17 protein-coding genes and 3 tRNA genes are annotated in these 17,549 nt (G+C 55.2%); 10 read left to right on the forward strand and 10 right to left on the reverse strand.

The features are described 5' to 3' along the window. Nucleotides 1-58 precede the first annotated feature (58 nt). The 7 genes from A9753_RS04815 to A9753_RS04845 form a co-directional block, all read right to left on the reverse strand. The gene (locus A9753_RS04815; RefSeq protein WP_067781215.1) at nucleotides 59-2,260 is read right to left on the reverse strand and encodes a polysaccharide lyase family 8 super-sandwich domain-containing protein; all 2,202 of its coding nucleotides are present in this window, start codon (nucleotides 2,258-2,260) and stop codon (nucleotides 59-61) included. Between the two features lie 132 nt (nucleotides 2,261-2,392). Continuing rightward, on the reverse strand, nucleotides 2,393-2,773 hold the full coding sequence (rplT, locus tag A9753_RS04820; RefSeq protein WP_067781217.1) for a 50S ribosomal protein L20: 381 nt from the start codon (nucleotides 2,771-2,773) through the stop codon (nucleotides 2,393-2,395). 26 nt (nucleotides 2,774-2,799) lie between these two features. Continuing rightward, complete coding sequence (gene rpmI / locus A9753_RS04825; protein WP_067781220.1) at nucleotides 2,800-2,994, reverse strand: 50S ribosomal protein L35; 195 nt, start codon at nucleotides 2,992-2,994, stop codon at nucleotides 2,800-2,802. Nucleotides 2,995-3,089: 95 nt separating this feature from the next. Further along, nucleotides 3,090-3,686 (reverse strand): translation initiation factor IF-3, encoded by a 597-nt coding sequence (gene infC, locus A9753_RS04830; RefSeq protein WP_083090321.1) that lies wholly within the window; start codon nucleotides 3,684-3,686, stop codon nucleotides 3,090-3,092. Between the two features lie 391 nt (nucleotides 3,687-4,077). After that, entirely contained in the window at nucleotides 4,078-6,015 is a 1,938-nt protein-coding gene (locus A9753_RS04835; protein ID WP_067781225.1) for a DUF6297 family protein, read from the reverse strand. Then, entirely contained in the window at nucleotides 6,015-6,707 is a 693-nt protein-coding gene (locus tag A9753_RS04840) for an ABC transporter ATP-binding protein (RefSeq protein ID WP_245637372.1), read from the reverse strand. The genes A9753_RS04835 and A9753_RS04840 overlap by 1 nt, the downstream gene beginning before the upstream one ends. A 27-nt stretch (nucleotides 6,708-6,734) precedes the next feature. Continuing rightward, complete coding sequence (locus A9753_RS04845; protein WP_083090322.1) at nucleotides 6,735-7,664, reverse strand: SseB family protein; 930 nt, start codon at nucleotides 7,662-7,664, stop codon at nucleotides 6,735-6,737. Between the two features lie 176 nt (nucleotides 7,665-7,840). Here A9753_RS04845 and A9753_RS04850 point away from each other — a divergent pair, with 176 nt between their 5' ends. Genes A9753_RS04850 through A9753_RS04860 form a run of 3 tightly spaced genes read left to right on the forward strand, consistent with a single transcriptional unit; the run spans nucleotide 7,841 to nucleotide 10,694 of the window. Next, the gene (locus A9753_RS04850) at nucleotides 7,841-8,509 is read left to right on the forward strand and encodes a CDP-alcohol phosphatidyltransferase family protein (protein ID WP_067781231.1); all 669 of its coding nucleotides are present in this window, start codon (nucleotides 7,841-7,843) and stop codon (nucleotides 8,507-8,509) included. Next, a complete protein-coding gene (locus A9753_RS04855; protein WP_067781234.1) occupies nucleotides 8,509-9,372 on the forward strand; it encodes a phosphatidate cytidylyltransferase in 864 nt (287 codons plus the stop codon). The genes A9753_RS04850 and A9753_RS04855 overlap by 1 nt, the downstream gene beginning before the upstream one ends. Nucleotides 9,373-9,377: 5 nt before the next feature. Then, nucleotides 9,378-10,694: a lysophospholipid acyltransferase family protein gene (locus tag A9753_RS04860; protein ID WP_245637373.1), complete on the forward strand. Its 1,317-nt coding sequence runs from the start codon at nucleotides 9,378-9,380 to the stop codon at nucleotides 10,692-10,694. A 4-nt stretch (nucleotides 10,695-10,698) separates the two neighbouring features. On the opposite strand, the gene A9753_RS04865 is transcribed toward A9753_RS04860, so the two are convergent. The 3 genes from A9753_RS04865 to A9753_RS04875 form a co-directional block, all read right to left on the reverse strand. Next, nucleotides 10,699-11,403, reverse strand: coding sequence for a hypothetical protein (locus A9753_RS04865; RefSeq protein WP_067781237.1), 705 nt, complete (start codon nucleotides 11,401-11,403; stop codon nucleotides 10,699-10,701). A gap of 159 nt (nucleotides 11,404-11,562) precedes the next feature. Next, nucleotides 11,563-13,395 (reverse strand): cation:proton antiporter, encoded by a 1,833-nt coding sequence (locus tag A9753_RS04870; RefSeq protein WP_067781240.1) that lies wholly within the window; start codon nucleotides 13,393-13,395, stop codon nucleotides 11,563-11,565. 120 nt (nucleotides 13,396-13,515) lie between these two features. Then, nucleotides 13,516-14,436, reverse strand: coding sequence for an ATP-grasp domain-containing protein (locus tag A9753_RS04875; RefSeq protein ID WP_067781243.1), 921 nt, complete (start codon nucleotides 14,434-14,436; stop codon nucleotides 13,516-13,518). Nucleotides 14,437-14,529: 93 nt separating this feature from the next. Here A9753_RS04875 and pip point away from each other — a divergent pair, with 93 nt between their 5' ends. From pip to A9753_RS04905, 7 genes are all read left to right on the forward strand, one after another. Then, the gene (pip, locus tag A9753_RS04880) at nucleotides 14,530-15,522 is read left to right on the forward strand and encodes a prolyl aminopeptidase (RefSeq protein ID WP_067781246.1); all 993 of its coding nucleotides are present in this window, start codon (nucleotides 14,530-14,532) and stop codon (nucleotides 15,520-15,522) included. 3 nt (nucleotides 15,523-15,525) lie between these two features. Next, on the forward strand, nucleotides 15,526-16,077 hold the full coding sequence (locus A9753_RS04885) for a hypothetical protein (protein ID WP_067781249.1): 552 nt from the start codon (nucleotides 15,526-15,528) through the stop codon (nucleotides 16,075-16,077). Nucleotides 16,078-16,202: 125 nt separating this feature from the next. Further along, nucleotides 16,203-16,275: transfer RNA gene (locus A9753_RS04890), tRNA-Lys, on the forward strand. 36 nt (nucleotides 16,276-16,311) lie between these two features. Continuing rightward, nucleotides 16,312-16,387: transfer RNA gene (locus A9753_RS04895), tRNA-Lys, on the forward strand. Nucleotides 16,388-16,592: 205 nt separating this feature from the next. Continuing rightward, nucleotides 16,593-16,763, forward strand: coding sequence for a hypothetical protein (locus A9753_RS09790; protein WP_176702737.1), 171 nt, complete (start codon nucleotides 16,593-16,595; stop codon nucleotides 16,761-16,763). 104 nt (nucleotides 16,764-16,867) lie between these two features. Then, the gene (gene bcp, locus A9753_RS04900) at nucleotides 16,868-17,347 is read left to right on the forward strand and encodes a thioredoxin-dependent thiol peroxidase (RefSeq protein ID WP_067781252.1); all 480 of its coding nucleotides are present in this window, start codon (nucleotides 16,868-16,870) and stop codon (nucleotides 17,345-17,347) included. Nucleotides 17,348-17,418: 71 nt separating this feature from the next. Then, nucleotides 17,419-17,505 (forward strand) — tRNA-Leu (locus A9753_RS04905). Nucleotides 17,506-17,549 lie beyond the last annotated feature (44 nt).

Raw genomic sequence — 17,549 nt, forward strand, 5'->3', positions numbered from 1 at the left:
TCCACTCTAGTGCCCGAGGTGTTTTCTCGACGCCGAGCAGTAGGTTTTCGGCTCAATCTCACTGATCATCCCACTGAGTTTCGTAGTTTATTCCGCTGTAGTTCACTGCGTGACGAGTATGGGTGAGGGAGCTAAGAGTTAACGGTGGACAATTAATTGACTCACTGTTCGCCTCGATAATGCCTTGTGCAACACAACGTGTATGTTCTGGTGTGGCACCAGGCAGGATTCTCCATGCTGCGTGCGCATGATGTTCATGCTCAATCCAAAGGCCTGCCCACCATGCGTGGAGTTGTTGATCATCCTCGTGGATGTCGAAAAACTGGTTGATGTCTGTAAAGGAACCGTGACGTTGCCTGACGTGTGCGCGGATGGTACACGGGGTCAGGAAAATGATTCCTCCCGTTCCTTGGATATGTGCCCATCCCGGATCAGTAACTAGACCAGGCTCATGTGGGGTGAACACGTGCCCATCGACGATAAGTGCGTGGTTTGGGTCATTGACGATGCGATCGTCAAGAGTGGTGCGTACTCCCCCGCGCCCTGGGTCGCAGATACTCAGCGTTTCAATGATGCTCTCGGGGGTGGCTAACCAGAATCTGCGGACATGAAGAGAAGAGTCTGGAGCGTAAAGGTCTGCTGACACTTGGCTGATTGTGCCGTTGCTCGAGATGGTGGTGTTTCCTCCGCTAGGGGTTTCATCTCCCCAGGGGCGGCCGACGTTCATACGCAGAGGTGTGGAATCGGTCGTTGTTCCTGGTGGGGCGCTGTAGTCCAGAGTGGGCCAAAAAGGGGGGTCGTAAGGATGAGGGTCAACAGCAGTGATGAGGTAGCGCATTCCTAATGATGTTCGTGATCCCCAACCGTTTTCTTTGTTGCCGTATTCATACCATGCGATTTGTGGCGAGCAGAGTGACAGTGCCATGCTCCAGCCATCTGCGTGATGGATAAGTCGGTCCATAGCTTGGTAGGCGCGTGAACGGTTAACGTAGTGACTGCTATGGCTCTTATAGTTCTCAACGATGTGGGGCCCTAATTCATCACCGCGATATGAAAATGATTCCTCAACGTAAGGAGCAAGGATGGCAACTGTTGCTAAGTCATCGTAGAAAAAGTCTGAGTTAGTGGCTCCGTGGAGTTGGAAACGAATATACGTGGCCCACGAGTCCCTTTCATCAGGGAGGAATGCCGCGCAGCGAATCATGCTCCCCATGATGGAGTGAGCACGCGTAGTTGCTGGATCTGTTTTCCGTCCGATTGAGCGTCCCCGTACGCAGTCCAGGACGCGTCCGTTCACAATAATCGGCATGTAGGAGTCAGTAATGATGCTGCCTAATCGTTCGATATGGCAAGGCTCGATGTACTTATGCATGAGCGCAAAGAGGCGGCATACTCCGCTGAGAAGAACATCTCCGTACGAACCAGTGTAGGCAATGGCATGATGCTGGATAAAAGACCCGTCTTCATAAAAACCGTCTCCATGACAGACGGGGGCAAGCACAGGCAAGACTGCCATAAAGGCGTTGATAGCAGCATCGAGATTGTTCGTCGCTATTGCACTGATGGTAAGCGCCTGGCATAGATCCACACGGTTGGCTCCGGTGGATGGTTGGCGGGGGGTTCGAATACCGTCAAATTGTTCGCAAGGATCAGGAACGTAAAAGTTGATCGCTTGCGCACTGCGATTGATAACGTCATGCAGTTCGGTATTCACCTGATCTGTTGTGTCATTGTGCTTATCACAATGGATATCACGCAGTTGTTCTGCGCTCTCAAGCAAAATGCACATCATGTCTGCTAGGGCGCGTGCAATTCCAATTTCCCAGGTCCACCAGTTGCCGTACTCAGGATGTTCAGGTCCATAGGCATGACGAAGAAGCCTATCAATGGCACAGATCAGCGCGTGAAAGAGGTCCTCACTGGCATAGTGGGCGGATTGCGGTGTGGCCAGGCAATAGGCGCATTCCTCAATATCCCACACAATGCGACACAAGAGAGGGTCAGAACATGAGGTCAGATCGATGCCACACAAGTGATGGTCAGTGTCGGATTGAAGCAGAGCGAGCGTCTGGGTGGCACGATTGTCACGGCGCTGAAGTGCTCGGGTAGTAAGTGGCGAGTTGAGATAAGCGTTGCGCGCCGTGATCAGATCGATCCAGGTGGTACGCAAGTCCACGGTCTGTTGAGACTCAGTGCGCGCGAATGGTGACACAGAACTGTAGCGGCCTAGGTTCATGTGCTTGGCTGGCGTAGCACTCATATGCGTCCCTTGTAAAGCATCGATGGTGGCCTGATAGTCAGCAGTATGTCAGGTCTCTGTACTTTGGCAAAAAAACAGTGATGCCCCGGTGACAATACCGAGGCATCACTGAACGTTATGACGCAGGTGAACTCACTTAGCGGGAGCGTTCACATCTGCGGGGAGAGCCTTACGGGCGGTCTCAACGAGGGCCTTGAATGCGGCAGGCTCGTTGACAGCCAGTTCGGCCATCATGCGACGGTCGACCTCAACGCCAGCCAAGGTAAGACCCTGGATAAAGCGGTTGTAGGTCATGCCCTCGGCGCGGGCGGCAGCATTGATGCGCTGGATCCACAGACGACGCATGTCGCCCTTGCGAGCGCGACGGTCACGGAACGCGTACACGCCAGAGTGCGTGACCTGTTCCTTGGCCTTGCGGTAGAGACGTGAACGCTGACCACGGTAGCCCGAGGCGCGATCAAGAACGGTGCGACGCTTCTTCTGGGCGTTAACAGCCCTCTTCACACGTGCCATGTGTTACTCCTAAATCTGTGGGGTGCTCAGCGACCGAGCAGCTTCTTGACCTGGGACAGGTTGGCGCTATCCACGACCTGATCCTGGCTCAACTTGCGCTTGCGACGAGAAGACTTGACCTCAAGCAGGTGGCGCTTGTTGGCCTGCTCGCGCATGAGCTTACCGCTGCCGGTGACCCGGAAGCGCTTCTTGGCACCGGAGTGCGTCTTGTTCTTGGGCATTTGATGTTCCTCTTGGATCGGCCTGATAAGAAGCCCTCTTATCCGGCTATGGACCCATGCCGCGGTGGCGACAGGGTGGGACGGTGGTCAAACCGTCAGTCGTTTGCTTCGTCAGTCTTCGATGCACGCTTGGCGGCACGAGCCTGTTCGCGGCGACGACGCTGGTCCGACTTCACCTCAGTTTTCTTTCGCGTGGGGGCCAGCACCATAACCATGGTGCGGCCATCCTGGCGAGGATGAGACTCGATGGTTCCTAACTCGGCAACTTCTTCAGCAAGACGCTGAAGCAGGCGAATACCAAGTTCAGGGCGCGACTGCTCACGTCCACGGAAGCGGACTAAGGCCTTGACCTTGTCGCCTCCCTTCAAGAACCGCTCCACATGGCCACGTTTGGTGGCGTAGTCATGATCATCAATCTTGGGACGGAACTGGATCTCTTTAAGCTGCGTGTTGACCTGGTTACGGCGGGCGTCACGCGCTTTCATGGCGGACTCGTACTTGAACTTGCCGTAATCCATTAACTTGCATACCGGGGGGCGTGCGTCGGGGGCAACCTCAACCAGGTCGAGGTCAGCTTCCTCGGCAAGACGGAGGGCATCTTCCACACGGACAACGCCCACCTGCTCGCCGCTGGGACCCACGAGACGTACCTCGGGGACGCGGATCCGTTCGTTAATACGGGGCTCGCTGATGGCAGTTCCTTACGTCGAGAAGTCGTGCATCCGCAAGGAATGGAAAAGGTCTCCATCCCAAGACGCAGGCGGAGACCTCATTGCGCAAAGCGCACACAAAACAGTCATTATAGAGACCGTTAAGGACCCGATTCCCTAATGAACTCATGGACTATGAGATGGAACCCAGGTGGGATTTCTCCGCTTACGTACCGGTAGAACTACCGGCCGGTAACAGGAAAACTTTATCAGTTTCCCTATGAATACCTCAAAGGGCATGGTCAAGACATTGCTCACATCTGAAGTGACTTATTGAGTTGTACCGATGTCACCCATACAACGACGCCAGTGACGCAAATGTGAAGGCGGGTCACTCATTGAGTTTTACTGATTGCACCCATGCGACCGATTTTTAGGCCATACGGCCAATCTTGATACCCCATACCACAACAATTGCAGTAGTCAGTACGCTGACAAGCACCACCACGTTGCCTAGTGGAACACCAACAAACACCGCGAGCATAGGGATCATCGCACACACCACGGCATCAGGTCCGGCAAGCATCATCTCAACGGCACCGGGTGGCAGGGAACCCAACGGCGAAGAAACCACTGGGGCTTTAAATTTCGGAGTTGAACGGAACCCGGAACGCACGCATGCTCCACCCAGTGCGCAGGCAGTCAAGAATGTCACAACCATCCAAGCCACCCATGGATTAACCGTTGAGTCGACGAATCCTGTAGCGCGGTGAGGGCTTCCCAGAAGGGGAGAAATCTGCATGCTCACAGCAACAGTCCACGGCAGAAGAATCAGGGAAGCGGCCAGTTCATGGCCAAGGCGCAGCCATCCATCACTGACTGGAAGGTATTCCCAAGCCTGTGGTTCCCACCAACTTCGCCGGGACATATCGGCCACCGTCATCACGGCAATCCCTGCTGCGATAAGCACGCAGGCAATCGTCAACGGCACCGTCGAGTGGGCACGAAAAGAGGGAATCCAGGCGAGAAGAATCGTGACAGCGAGAGTAGTCCAGCGATATGGCTGATCTTTGAACAGTCGTAAGTCCTCAGCAATCACGAGGCCTACAACGCGCAGACTAGAGCGCAGTCGCCACCGGAGAAAAGCCATCGGTTGGGCGTGGGAGCGATGATGAATGTCGCTGCGGAGTTCAGCCCGGATACGCGGTGAGTGGGCTGGGAGGTGACGGGAGCGCATCGCAGCAGGTTCGGCGTCGGAAATCGCATCAGTACCTGCAGACCGAGATGGTGAGCCGGGAGCCGAAGGAACCGATGGTGATGTGTCCGTGGGGGTAGGTGCACTTGCGCTGCTCCGAGGCTCAATAACCGGCCACAGACGCTGCCCTCCCCTATCGCCGCGATACTCGCTCACACTGTGGTCGTTCAAGACCTTCGCCCAGGTAATCCCCCAGAGTCCAGACTTGCCAATGAAGGTCGCATCCTTCCTCCCGCGTGGGAGTGGCGGGGCAAGCACGCGTCCCACAGCGCGCGTATCCAGAGCAAGAGTGCCCATGGAGACGTCGGCAGAACGGCGAGCAATCTCGATGATGTCCCGGTCATGAAGACGGACAAGGTGGGGAGAGATGATGCGTTGCCAGAGGACCAGGCAGACCACCGCCGACAAAAGGATGACGACGCTGAGGATAGTAAGGAGCGCAGCGGTATCGAACCGAGGTGAGAATCCGAAACTGCCAGCGGCTACCATCAGTGCCCCGAGTGTGGCCAGAAGCGGCATGACGATGCGCGAGTGAGTGCCGTGGCACTGTGCGGCTTGAAGGAGGAGGACAGCCAGGACGCCCACACTTGCCCCGGCGACCATCGCCACACCGATGACGCCTGCTGAGTGATGGTCGCATCGCGCAACCACTGCCCCGCTGATGGCTCCATACAGTGCGCCTGCGCCAAGGGTGGAGAGCACGGACGGAATGAAAAATGCACGACGCCGCCCCGGTAGTCCCAGCCACCAGGCAGCTGCCGAGGGGCGCAGGTGAATCGGCCCCATTCGTCTGACAGGGCCAAAAATTGTTGCCGTCAGGAGCATGACCATGCCCCCACACATCATGGAGTTCAGTTCAGTAGAAAGAGTGGCTGTGTGGGTGGTGAGAGTGGCGTTGCTGGTACGGAAGAACACCGCCCAGGCCATCGAGGCACTCATGACCATGGCGAGGATGGCGATGTATGCGTCACCGAGGAGTTCAGACAGTTTTCCTGAATGGATAAGGGTGACTTGGCGTACCCAGCGACTGATTGCTTTTCCTGACGGAAAGGCGTTCTCTAGCGGATCAGCGTCGTGGTGATTTCTGTGCTGATCACCGGTTGGGGCCGTGACCATCACACAAGCCCTGTCCGCATGATGTGAACGCCTTCGTCAACACTGACCACGCGAGGATGCTCGTCGATGACTAGTACCGCCGTGGCCATCACGGAGACAAGGGCTGGATCGTGGCTGACGATGAAGCCACCTCCGCCGCATTCATACTCATCACGCAGGCGTTCACCAAGGTCTTCACGAGCCTGCACATCAAGACGGGATTCGGGTTCATCAAGAATGATCAGAGAACGTGGTCGGCAGAACACGGCCGCAAGTGCAAGGCGGCTCCTTTGACCACTAGAGAGATGGTCAGGAACAGAATCGCGGACAGTCTCAAGACCAAAGTCTTCCAAACTGGCCTCAACGACCTGTTCGGGGTCATTCACACCGTGCCCCAGGCACACCATCATGAGATGCTCGGAGACGGTAAGACCTGGAAAAAATGCGGCCATGGACATGTCGGTAGCTAGTCCTGCTCGTTGCCATGATCGACGTGGGTCGGGGCGTTGCCCCATAAGGGTGCATTGACCATCTAATGGCGGAAGGATCCCTGTGAGAGTACGCAGAAGAGTAGATTTTCCCGCTCCATTGGGACCGATGCAGGCCAGCATCTGGCCTTGTTGGACAGTGAAAGTCAGCGGTGAGCACACAGGACGGTCGGTATAGCCAACAACGAGGTCAGTTGCAGTAATAAGAGTGTCTGTGTTCATCATGTCCTGTCTGATGTACGAGTAGACAGATTACTTCTGGTAGGAAGAAGGGTCATACGGGACGGGGCAAAGTTCAACATGGTCCACCCTGGAGGACCAGATGTTGTCACACAAAATATGCTGCACGGCGTCGACTGCGTCGTACACGGCGGTCTGTCCCGATGAGGAATCGATGAGGACCACGACGCGTAATTCGAATCGGTCACCGGGTTCAAAAACTACGTCGATGACGTGGGGGCAGGCGGTAATTGCTTCGCGCAGATCAGAGTGAACGCGGGGGTTTTCCCAACTGGGGACCCATTGCTCGCCCTGGGACATGCTGATGACGGCAGGACGAGGGATGCGGAGGTTACGTGTACCTGGATCAAGGAGCCAGAGCATATCGGTACTGGTACAAGCTACCTGAGCTGCTTGTTCGGCAGTGACGGGAACGGGGCGCATGGTGCAATCCCAGGCAGTCATGGCTTGTGCGCTGGTGAAGACAGGTAAACCGACGTGATGCTCGTCGACCCGGACTGCCAAGGTGGCTGCATCCTGGCAGGGGGATGAAGCGTGGGGACGGTGAGGGGGAATCACGGCCTTTTTCTCACTGGTACTTTCACCATTGTCAGGAGCGCCTAGCGACTCAGTAGCGGATAATTCCTTGCCGGTGTTGACATTTACCGAAGTGGAAACTGGAAAATCAGAGCCAGACGAATGGAGTGAATGAGCCGGCACGGGCACAAGGACTCGGCTGGACTGAAGTGCTGTGACTAGGTCACGGATAAAAATATGCGCGGGTTCGTGTGATGACAGTGCTTTCTCTACTGCAGGTGGGGTAGAACCATCATCGTGGGCGAAGGGGTTAGGCCGTAAACGCTGGGCTAAACGCTGGCGAGCCGCGAGCGCTGCCTGAAGTTGGGGATCATCTCCACCAGTGATTGGCTGGAGCGGTAAGGATGCGGATTCGTGCTCGCTCATGCATTCCACTCTATCGCGCAAACTTGGTGCATTCACTGGAGTACTCGTAACGCGACTGTGAATTATTCTTCTCCACAGCAAGCATGTGTGTGAGGCAGTCTCTCTCCTCTGGGGATGGGGAGTCCTCCCCCACGCTTTCGCCGTCATGAGGCGCTGGTGGCCTTTAAGGTTTGTCTATGGCCTCACTCTATGGATTGAAGTTCTGGTACACCCGGCGTTTGGCATGTTTTATTCACGTCTCGATTCGTCGTCGCATCAGCCCCGATGTGTGGACCACAGTGGGAATTGCCAGCGGTATTGGTGCCATGTTCGCCATTGCCGCAGGCTGGTGGCCACTAGCCCTTGCGCTGGTGATCGCTCGTCTTGGCGGTGCAAATCTTGATGGCGCGGTAGCTCGAGCCCGTGGAGTAGCTCGCCCTTTCGGTTTCGTTCTGAACGAAGTGGGTGACCGCATTAGTGATTTCGCCATCATGTGTGGTGTGCTCTGGCTGGCCATCCGTACTGAACAAAGCAACACCAGCGTTTATCTTGCATGGGCAGCAATTGCTGCAGCCACTATTCCCACCTTTACATCACTGTCTTCTGCCGGGGCGGGAGGCACACGTTTCAACGGTGGTCCTTGGGGGAAGACTGAACGCTGTGCAGCAAGTGTTATAGCCGCTGCGTTTCCTCAATGGATTGGCATCATCAGCACCATCACCATTGGTGGCAGTATCCTCACGGGCACGATTCGCCTTGTTCACTCGTATAAAGAGTTGAAGGATCATACTGATCTCGCAACAGCAAATGTCCATGCTCCTGCTACTGCCGAACCCATTACTCGCATAGGCAAGGACAAAGCGTAATGACTCTGCCTGACGTGAGCATTGGTGCACTAACACTTGGCGGTCGAGCCTTATGGATGGCATCCATGGTGGGAGCCATCCTCATAATTTCCGGTATTTCGGTTTTCCTCAGCCGTCGTCAAGTTCTCATCACCCGGTGGGTAACGTGGGCAATCATTGTCCCAGTGGTGGGTATTCCTCTGTGGCTCGGGTATCCCACTACGGTTGCCCTGGCTATCATCATTAGTCTCCAAGCAATTCGAGAGTTTTCGATGCTGACTGATCTGCCAAAGCCGGAGACATTCATCTTGCTGGCTTTAAGCGTTGCCTACCCATTCATCGCCTGGCAGGCACCGTCTTCGATGACTATTGCTCCGCTCTTAGTGTTGGTCTGCGCTTTCCCATCGCTTCTTCGCGGCGATACACACCGTGGCATCACAGTTGCAGCATTAACGGGCTTTGGATCAATTTGGATTCCTTGGTCTCTTGCTCATCTTGTGGTGGTATGGCATGACGCCTTCATGATTGCCTTTGCTGCAGCAGGCGCTGATGTAGCGGCCTGGTGTGGTGGTCAGGGTCTCAAGCGTTTTTCCTGGGCTCGCCGTTCCTTGTCTCCCCTCTCCCCCAATAAAACCTGGGGTGGTTTCGTAGGAACTTTACTTGGTGCCGCACTGATTCTTGCGCTGATCGGCGATTTCCACGTGGGAGTGGTTTTGGCTGTGGGTATCGGCGCGGTCGCTGGTGACTTACTTGAGTCGATGCTCAAGCGTGGTGTGGGCGTAAAAGATGCAGGCTCGTGGCTACCTGGTTTTGGCGGTCTGCTTGATCGCGTTGATTCCCTCTTATTGGTTCTGCCCTTAGTGGCGTATGAAGGAATGTGGTGAAAAGCATGATGACGTCTCAATCGTTTTGTCCTCGTGATGCCTGGGCCTCCATGCAGTCCTTAGGAACACGCACAGGCTCCTCATGGCCAACTTCTATGGGACAAACTATTCGTTCTATTGTGACAGCCCCACCGAAGGTGACGTGGCGTGCTATTGCGCGTCAAAAGTTATGGGCCACGATCATTGCTCCATTTGGTGGTGTGCATGTCCGTGGAAAATTCGCTGATGGTCCCTTCGTCGTGGTGGTCAATCACAATTCTCATGCCGACACGATTGCAATGATGGCTGCGTCACCCACGATTATGCGGACCGTCACTGTGGCCGCCCAGGATTACTGGTTTACCCGTCGCTCCCGCCGTTTTATTGCTCGTAGTTTGCTCGGTGCGTACCCTGTGCGTCGTGATGGAGAGGGCGCGTATGAGGAGTTACGTGACAGTCTGGCTCCACGTGTGGCTGAGTCGATGAGTGTGCTGATTTTTCCCGAAGGCTCTCGAGATCATGACTCTGATGAGATTGTCGGGCCTTTCCATTCGGGGGCTGCGCGTCTAGCTCGAGATTTTGGTATCCCAATTCTTCCGGTGGCTCTGGTGGGGTCAAAAGAGCTCATGCCTCGTCACGCTCGTCTACCTCGTTACTGCCCTATTGAAGTACGTGTGGGGCAGCCGATTACGCCGTCTCATGATGTGTGCACGGTAAGCGAACAGGCACGTCAACAAATCATCAAGATGTTAGACGCACCTCGCTCGTCATTTCCCGTCTCCAATGTCCATGCAACTATTGCTCAGATTCATCAGGGCAAACGTGGAGACATACTTTCCTTCGTGTGGGGTTTTACTGAAGCGCTCTCCTTCCCGATCATGGCCGAAATGTGCCAAGTATGGCTGGGAGTTACAGATATGTCTCGTCTTACTCGGCGTGGGGCATTTATTACAGCAGGAAGCGTGTGCGGAGTAGCCCTTACCCACACGTTGGCTCACCGTGGCCACTTTCTTCCTGCTCCGTGGACCACTGAGAAAATGCGACGCCACACCCGTGTCTATCTACACAAAGGGCCACAGGGTTATTGGGCGCAAGCACTCACGGGAATCCCGGTGAAAGTCTTTGCTCGTGAGTCTGGCCGGGCACAGATGCCACTTGGCCGAGTTCTTCTCCATTGTGCAGGTGAACGTGCTGTCCGTATGGGGGTCTCAACTGCTCTCATTCGAGCATTAAATAAGCCCATTGGTGACGTGACGCGTCAGCATTACGGCAAGTATCTAGTCACAACCGGCACCGTGTTTGGTGTGGCGCTCACAAAGATCGTGCGCCACTGGTCGCGTTAGTCAGTTAGAAACTAAAAGGCTTGCGCAATCCGTGGCCGAAGAATCGCATAGCGGTGGATCGTGGCATATCGGTGGTGTCAATAACGCCGTCAATGTCACTTACTGAGGTAAGGCCTAAAAGAAGGTCTTCGGCCAGGCCATCGATGGAGTTCAGGATCATGCCGGGACTCACGTCTTCACCGGGTTGGCGATTGGCGTAATGACGGGCAGTAATGTGTCCGCTTAGCCCTTGTTCAATGCCCACGTCTGTTGCCAGGTCTGCGGTCAGAAGAATGACGCCATCACGCGAGAGGGCGGAAAGTTCACTTGCGAGTTCAGCCGCCTGAGTGGGCTCAGAGTCCATACCTCCGGTCAGTTCGCTGATGTCCCATGTGGTATGAGCACTGGTAAATTCCTTGACTGCCAAAGCACCACTTGATGAGGGCACTACCCAGCATTTCAAACCTGCCAGTGCACACATACCCGCGAGTGCCTTGGCGCTGGCCACCGGGGTCACAACTACAGCAATTTTGTGAGCGCCAAGTACTGCTGAAGGTGCGTTGAGATCAGAAAGATCCTCGTCGGTGATGACAGGTTCGATTGTCTCGGTGATGTCGACTGGCGCGTCCTGGTCTTCATCTTGAGGAAGTGAAAACTCGTCACCGAATTGGGCCATGAGTGACTCGAACTGGGAATCGATGGATTCCTCGAACATGTCATCGCTGCTCATGGGGGTCCTTTCCAACATGCCTAGCGTGTTGATGTCATGACTATTAAGAAATGACGCGGCGTTGTTTCAGTATAAGTGGTGCGTAGGGCCTAGAAATAGTGGCACGAGTGAGGATGGCAGTTCCAGAGTAGGCATGTAGCCATCAGATACTGATTTTTCTCAGTGATCGTGCGAATGAGTCCGCATTTCCAAACCGATTTGGTCAGCATCGAGGTTGGCCATGGCATCACTTAGCAGACTGGAGTTCACCATACCCACATTGCGGATTTTTAGCAGTGCCTCACGTTGAGCATGGATGACGTCAATGGCGTAATCGACGGCTTGTTCTCCCAATAGCTTACGCTCGTCGGCGGGCATATCCCGGAAACCTTCGTCATGCAGTGCATCAAACAGTCGGGTCGCTAGTGCCATAGCTCCTCCACGCGCGTCAGGCACACCACGACCGTGATCGTCGCAACCCAGTACACAGCGAAGCGGTTCGGGCACAGGAACATGGTGGGCGGCGTCATCAAAAGCGGCAATAAGAACAGCACGTTCTTCTGAGGTGGGCGGGGTAGCCATACGTGGCTGAACGCGCCGCACCAGGTACTCCAAGGTGCCGCCCTGAAGGAGTAGGGACATCGCAGCCACGATGAAGGAGATCATGACAAGAAAAGCACGGTGCGGGAAATCCAGCGGGAGAGTCTGGGCAGCGGCCAGGGTAACAGCCCCTCGCATACCAGCCCACACCAGAACTGTTCCTTCTCTCCAACCCAGTTGAGCATCAATGTAATAACGCACGTCGGCCATACCTCGCGCCCAGCGTTGACGTAGCCATGTTCGACGCCGCGCACTGACTTTCTGTAACAACGATGAGTTGTTGCTGGGCACAGGTTGCCTTGCCCGCATAGCCTTGACAGACGCAGGTAGTTCGTAGGGGCTGGAGCACTTATGCGCTTGGAAGCGCTTCATCGCGGCAGCAACGTCAGCCTTGGCGGTTTGGGAAAGGCGACGCACATAACGCTTAGCCAAGCGGACCAATCCGATAACCACAGCGCTACGCACCACGATCGTCATGAGCAGGGCAAGCAAACTAACCCAGAGGGCCATGGTCAAGCCCAGAGAATCGGCGCGGAGGCGTTCAAGCACACCGCCTAATTGAATGCCCATCATCAAGAAGATCAGACCTTCGAGAATCATGGAGAGCACAGCCCAGGTGGTGCGTGCTGAGATACGGTGGTCAGGTGGGACCATAGCGGCAGAATGATGCCCTGTGATGAGGCCAGCAACAACAGCCGCAACGAGTCCTGAGCCACCCAGATGTTCAGTGGGGATGGAAGCGATGAAGGGGATGGCCAGGCTGATGATGGTGTCAGCGGCCGATGAAGTGGTACGGGCACGGACCCGAATGCCCACTTCACCGATGATCCATCCGATAGCGACGGCGCTGCTTACCGCCCAGAAAAAGTCACCAACGATCGCTCCCATAGAAATGGCGCCAGTTCCTGCCGCTAGGGCCGAACGCAGGAGAACCAGAGCGGAGGCATCGTTGATAAGGCCTTCACCTTCGAGGACAGTAACGATCCGGTGGGAAACTCCGAGGCGTCTGACGATACTGGTGGCCACGGCGTCTGTGGGGCTCATGATGGCACCCACGGCGATACCAGCGGCCAATGAGATGTGGGGAACTACGAGCCACAGCATGAGGCCTAGGGCTAGCGAGGTCAGGATGACGAGAAAGACGGAGAGAGTGGCAATGGGGCCAAGGTTTCTCCGAAAATCCATCACTGGCATGGAGACCGCGGTAGCGAAAAGGAGTGGCGGGAGAATCCCCTCGAGAATGATTTGAGGGTCCACGATGATAGAGGGAACACTCGGGATAAGTCCGGCAATGGCTCCTAATGCTACGAGGAGAAGAGGCACTACTAGCCCCATTCGCTCGCCAAGGCTTTCAAAAGAAGCAATGACCAAGAGGGTGAGCACTGTAAGCATAAGAATGGAGACGATGCTCATGGAGTCTTCTCCCCTCGTGTGGTGCGCTTACGCTTGTAAATGTCTGGGAAGAGAGTAATGCGGTCTACGGTGCGGTGATGGTGTGACGTCGAGAAACACGATCACACTGCCGAGTATGACCTACCAGAAAACACGTTGTTCAATGGCGTCTGCAAAGTTTTCTAAAGCACCATCGGTGCTGGTGAGGTAGAGGCCGGCGTCAATAAGAGAAACTTCCATGAGATAGAAGCCTCCTTCACCATCTGCCACCACATCCACACGGTTAAAGAGCAACTGCATGTCGCGTCCGGACTGAGACTTGATCTGACGGTGAAGGGCCTTACGGACCTTTTCACCCCAGAGCCATTCCTGCTCACTAGGTTCGCGGGCGGTGACAATTTCTTCGTGCAGTTCATCCACGCTACGGAATGAAGGATGGAGCATTGCGGCTTTTTCTACTGCGTGAGAGAGCACGCCGTTGAAGTAGACCAAAGATAGTTCGCCCTTGTGGTCCACCTGATCAAGGTAACGCTGCACCATGACACTACGACCACGCCCCAGATGATGCATCGTGTCATTGATGGCTTCAGCGCGACTCTTAGCGTCAATAGCGGTGTAGCGCCCTGTTCCACGACCTCCAGAAGAGATGGCGGGTTTGACCACGAAGTCACCATAGGCAGGAAATCGAGTGTGAACCTGGTGCTTGGAATAGCCAGCAGAAGGCTCCAGCCAGGTGGTGGGAATGGTGGGAACACCAAACTCAGACAAGTTCTGCAGGTAGTGTTTGTCTGAGCCCCATCGCACCACGTCAGCGTGATTGAGCAGACGGGGCACAGCCTTAGTCCATTCGAGGAAGTGCGAGTAGTTACGCTTCTTTGCGTAGTCACGAACACTACGCAGCACAACGATTCCTGCCTCATCCCAGTTCACGTCCGGGTCATTCCACACGGCAATGCGCGGGTCCATACCACGGCTGGCAAGGGCATCAGGAAGTGCCTGATCATCCTCATCAAGATGAGGGAAATCAGCGCAGGTTGCTAGGGTCACGATGGGCTTAGACACGCCCCTAACGGTATCGTGTTCGCTGCGATTTTGCGCCATTGATGGACTGTGATGTGTCCCCGGAGATATCTAGAGCGTGGCAGACTAGGGAACATGCAATTACGTGGTCTGTATCCCATTCCTGAGCCCTACTCCACCACCATGCTTGACGTGGGGGACGGGCAAAGTATTTATGTTGAGTGTTCAGGAAACCCCGAAGGCATTCCTGCTGTCTTCGTTCACGGGGGTCCTGGCGGTGGGGTCTCCCCTGTTCACCGCGGATGCTTTGATCCTGAACGCTATCGCATTGTCTTGTTCGATCAGCGTGGCTGCGGTAAGTCACTGCCTCACGCATGGGAACCAGATGCTGATCTGTCTACCAACACTACATGGACTCTTGTCGAGGACATGGAAAAGATTCGCGAGCACCTAGGTATTGACCGTTGGCTGGTGTTTGGCGGTTCTTGGGGCTCCACTTTATCCCTTGCGTATGCCGAAACTCACCCTGAGCACACACTCGCCTTGGTGCTTCGCGGTATCTTCACTCTGCGCAAGCGTGAACTCGATTGGTACTACGAGGGTGTTGGTGCTGACATGATCTTCCCGGATCTGTGGGAAGCCTATGTAACTGGCGCTGGCGAAGGGGTAAAGAGCGGCGAATTCATCGATCGTTACCACGAACTTCTGGCCAATCCCGATCCATCTGTTCATGGCCCCGCTGCCATGGCATGGACAACTTGGGAGGCCGCAACCAGTTATCTACTCCCCCACCCCGAGTTGGTGGAGGAAATGCAAGACCCTCAGTTCGCCACAGCTTTTGCACGTATTGAAAACCACTTCTTCTACCACCGTGGATGGATGGAAGATGGCCAGCTTATTCGCGACGCCCATATTCTTGCCGAGCACAATATTCCTGGTGTTATCGTCCAGGGACGCTACGACGTGGTGTGCCCGTCGGGAACTGCTTGGGCACTACACCGCGCATGGCCTGACAGCGAGATTCATTTGACCCCTGATGCTGGTCATGCTTTCCGCGAGCCTGGCACTCTGGATCAGTTAATTCGGGCCACTGATCGTTTCGCCGATGAATTTGAAGGTCAGGTGTGAGTAGTGAGTAGAGAGAAGGACACTTGCGTAAAGGCTTCCTCCGCCCCCTCATGGCATTACCCGGCCAGCCTTATTGGTGTGGGCGTAGTGACCTTCATCCTGTGTGGCTTGATTGGCGGCTGGGTGACAGTCGCAACATCCTCTGACCCCATGCATCATCCGTCTGTGTGGGGCGCAGCCGCCATCATCGTTATCGCTGCCGTGGGCTGGAATACGGGCCTTCGTATTCGCGAACGCCATCGTTTCGGTATGCCCCTATGGGCACGTCTTAATGATGAGCAGGCCCACACTCTGGCTCAGTACCGTCTGTGGGCACGTACAGGAAAACTCTCTGAGCCCGACGCCGCCGAGATGGCCCTAGCCAGTAAGGTACCGGGAACGGCGATGGTAGGTAGGCGCCGCCATTCCGTAGATGAGCAGGATAGTGATAGCAAAATGATCGGCGGCTCACGTTCGCCGCACACTCCCTTGTCCGCTAAAGATCGACGCCGTATGGCTGAGATTCAGCACCAAAAAGAGGCAATGAAGTTCCGTCAACAGGATAGGGATTCATAGTTCCCCACCCACCAAAGAACGTGAATTAGAACACAAACAGGCTTTTTTGGCCTTAGCGATTGGACGCGAGACATCTTTCTTGCGTACAGTTCATCTCTGTTGCACGGCTTAATGTTGTGCGGCATGCACCGCTAGCTCAACTGGCAGAGCAGCTGACTCTTAATCAGCGGGTTCAGGGTTCGAGTCCCTGGCGGTGTACGACAGCCTTCATCGTGAAAGCGATGGAGTGACTGAGCACCGCTAGCTCAACTGGCAGAGCAGCTGACTCTTAATCAGCGGGTTCAGGGTTCGAGTCCCTGGCGGTGTACCACGTCTGAAAGTGAGCGGAGTCTCGACGGATTATTATCCGTACCCCTCAATCCCAGCGAAAACCCTGCATTGACACCAGCGGACGCGTGGATTTTTATCAGTGAATTCCCGGCTTGACAAGCCTCCACTGCCAGACGCTACCCCTATAGCCATATCGCCTCACGATATATCCGGCTATTGCATGAAAGAAGAAGAAGGAGAAGACGATGACTCAATCACCCAGTTTCACCACGACTACTCAGGACTCCGCACTCCGCGAGTTCCTGGCCGCGCAGGAAGAGATTAATTCTCTGTCCGCCAACGCAGCCCCCTCTCGTTTGGAGCGGGCTCTTGAACGTCTTGAAGCAGCCAAGTCCTCGATGGACCTTGCCGCCTAAGTCGATAATTCCTCTTGCCGTAGAGGACCACTTCCATGCCACGGACCATGTAAGTCCGTGGCATGTGTCTTTTACCTGTCAGTCCTGTCCTTTAAAGTGGATTCATGAGCACCTTAGAAGTTGGCACCCAAGCCCCTGATTTCACTCTTCCTGATGCCTCTGAGCAGATGGTGAGTTTAAAAGACCTGCGTGAGCGCTCCCAGAGAGGCGTCATTGTCTACTTCTACCCACGTGCATCAACTCCTGGCTGTACCAAAGAAGCTTGCGATTTCCGTGACTCACTGGCTGTATGGCAACAGGCAGGCTACGAAGTTGTTGGCGTAAGCCCTGACAAGCCGCAGGCATTGGAACGCTTTGCCGGTAAAGAAGCCCTCCCTTTCCCTCTTCTTAGCGACCCTGAGCATACGGTCATGGAAGAGTGGGGCGCGTGGGGTGAGAAAAAGAACTACGGCAAGATCGTCACCGGAACCATTCGTTCTACCATCGTAGTGGACCGCTATGGCACGGTGATTCAGGCCCTCTACAACGTCAAAGCCACCGGCCATGTGGACCGCCTCCGTCGTATTCTTGGAGTTGAAGCCTAAAGGCTGTACCCTAGGCTCCGGAGCTTCACCCATCCGGTGAGACTCCCCCACCATGAATTTCTCATGGTTTCGCGCGAGTGGCGGAATTGGTAGACGCGCCAGGTTTAGGTCCTGGTGCCTTCACAGGTGTAGGGGTTCGAGTCCCCTCTCGCGCACCATAATTATCATGCCGATCCAGTTCATCCAGACTGGGAATTGCAGA

The organism is Actinomyces vulturis (assembly GCF_001687305.1).
In the GTDB taxonomy this organism is placed as follows: Bacteria; Actinomycetota; Actinomycetes; order Actinomycetales; family Actinomycetaceae; genus Actinomyces; species Actinomyces vulturis.

Excerpts from the sequence above, each read along its gene's own strand:
- A9753_RS04870 (WP_067781240.1), bottom strand. The coding sequence starts at position 13,395 with ATGAGCATCGTCTCCATTCTTATGCTTACAGTGCTCACCCTCTTGGTC.
- A9753_RS04850 (WP_067781231.1), top strand. The coding sequence starts at position 7,841 with ATGGCCTCACTCTATGGATTGAAGTTCTGGTACACCCGGCGTTTGGCA.
- A9753_RS04865 (WP_067781237.1), bottom strand. The coding sequence starts at position 11,403 with ATGAGCAGCGATGACATGTTCGAGGAATCCATCGATTCCCAGTTCGAG.
- pip (WP_067781246.1), top strand. The coding sequence starts at position 14,530 with ATGCAATTACGTGGTCTGTATCCCATTCCTGAGCCCTACTCCACCACC.
- A9753_RS04860 (WP_245637373.1), top strand. The coding sequence starts at position 9,378 with ATGATGACGTCTCAATCGTTTTGTCCTCGTGATGCCTGGGCCTCCATG.
- A9753_RS04845 (WP_083090322.1), bottom strand. The coding sequence starts at position 7,664 with ATGAGCGAGCACGAATCCGCATCCTTACCGCTCCAGCCAATCACTGGT.
- A9753_RS04835 (WP_067781225.1), bottom strand. The coding sequence starts at position 6,015 with ATGGTCACGGCCCCAACCGGTGATCAGCACAGAAATCACCACGACGCT.
- rplT (WP_067781217.1), bottom strand. The coding sequence starts at position 2,773 with ATGGCACGTGTGAAGAGGGCTGTTAACGCCCAGAAGAAGCGTCGCACC.
- A9753_RS04855 (WP_067781234.1), top strand. The coding sequence starts at position 8,509 with ATGACTCTGCCTGACGTGAGCATTGGTGCACTAACACTTGGCGGTCGA.
- A9753_RS04815 (WP_067781215.1), bottom strand. The coding sequence starts at position 2,260 with ATGAGTGCTACGCCAGCCAAGCACATGAACCTAGGCCGCTACAGTTCT.
- A9753_RS09790 (WP_176702737.1), top strand. The coding sequence starts at position 16,593 with ATGACTCAATCACCCAGTTTCACCACGACTACTCAGGACTCCGCACTC.
- rpmI (WP_067781220.1), bottom strand. The coding sequence starts at position 2,994 with ATGCCCAAGAACAAGACGCACTCCGGTGCCAAGAAGCGCTTCCGGGTC.
- bcp (WP_067781252.1), top strand. The coding sequence starts at position 16,868 with ATGAGCACCTTAGAAGTTGGCACCCAAGCCCCTGATTTCACTCTTCCT.
- A9753_RS04840 (WP_245637372.1), bottom strand. The coding sequence starts at position 6,707 with ATGATGAACACAGACACTCTTATTACTGCAACTGACCTCGTTGTTGGC.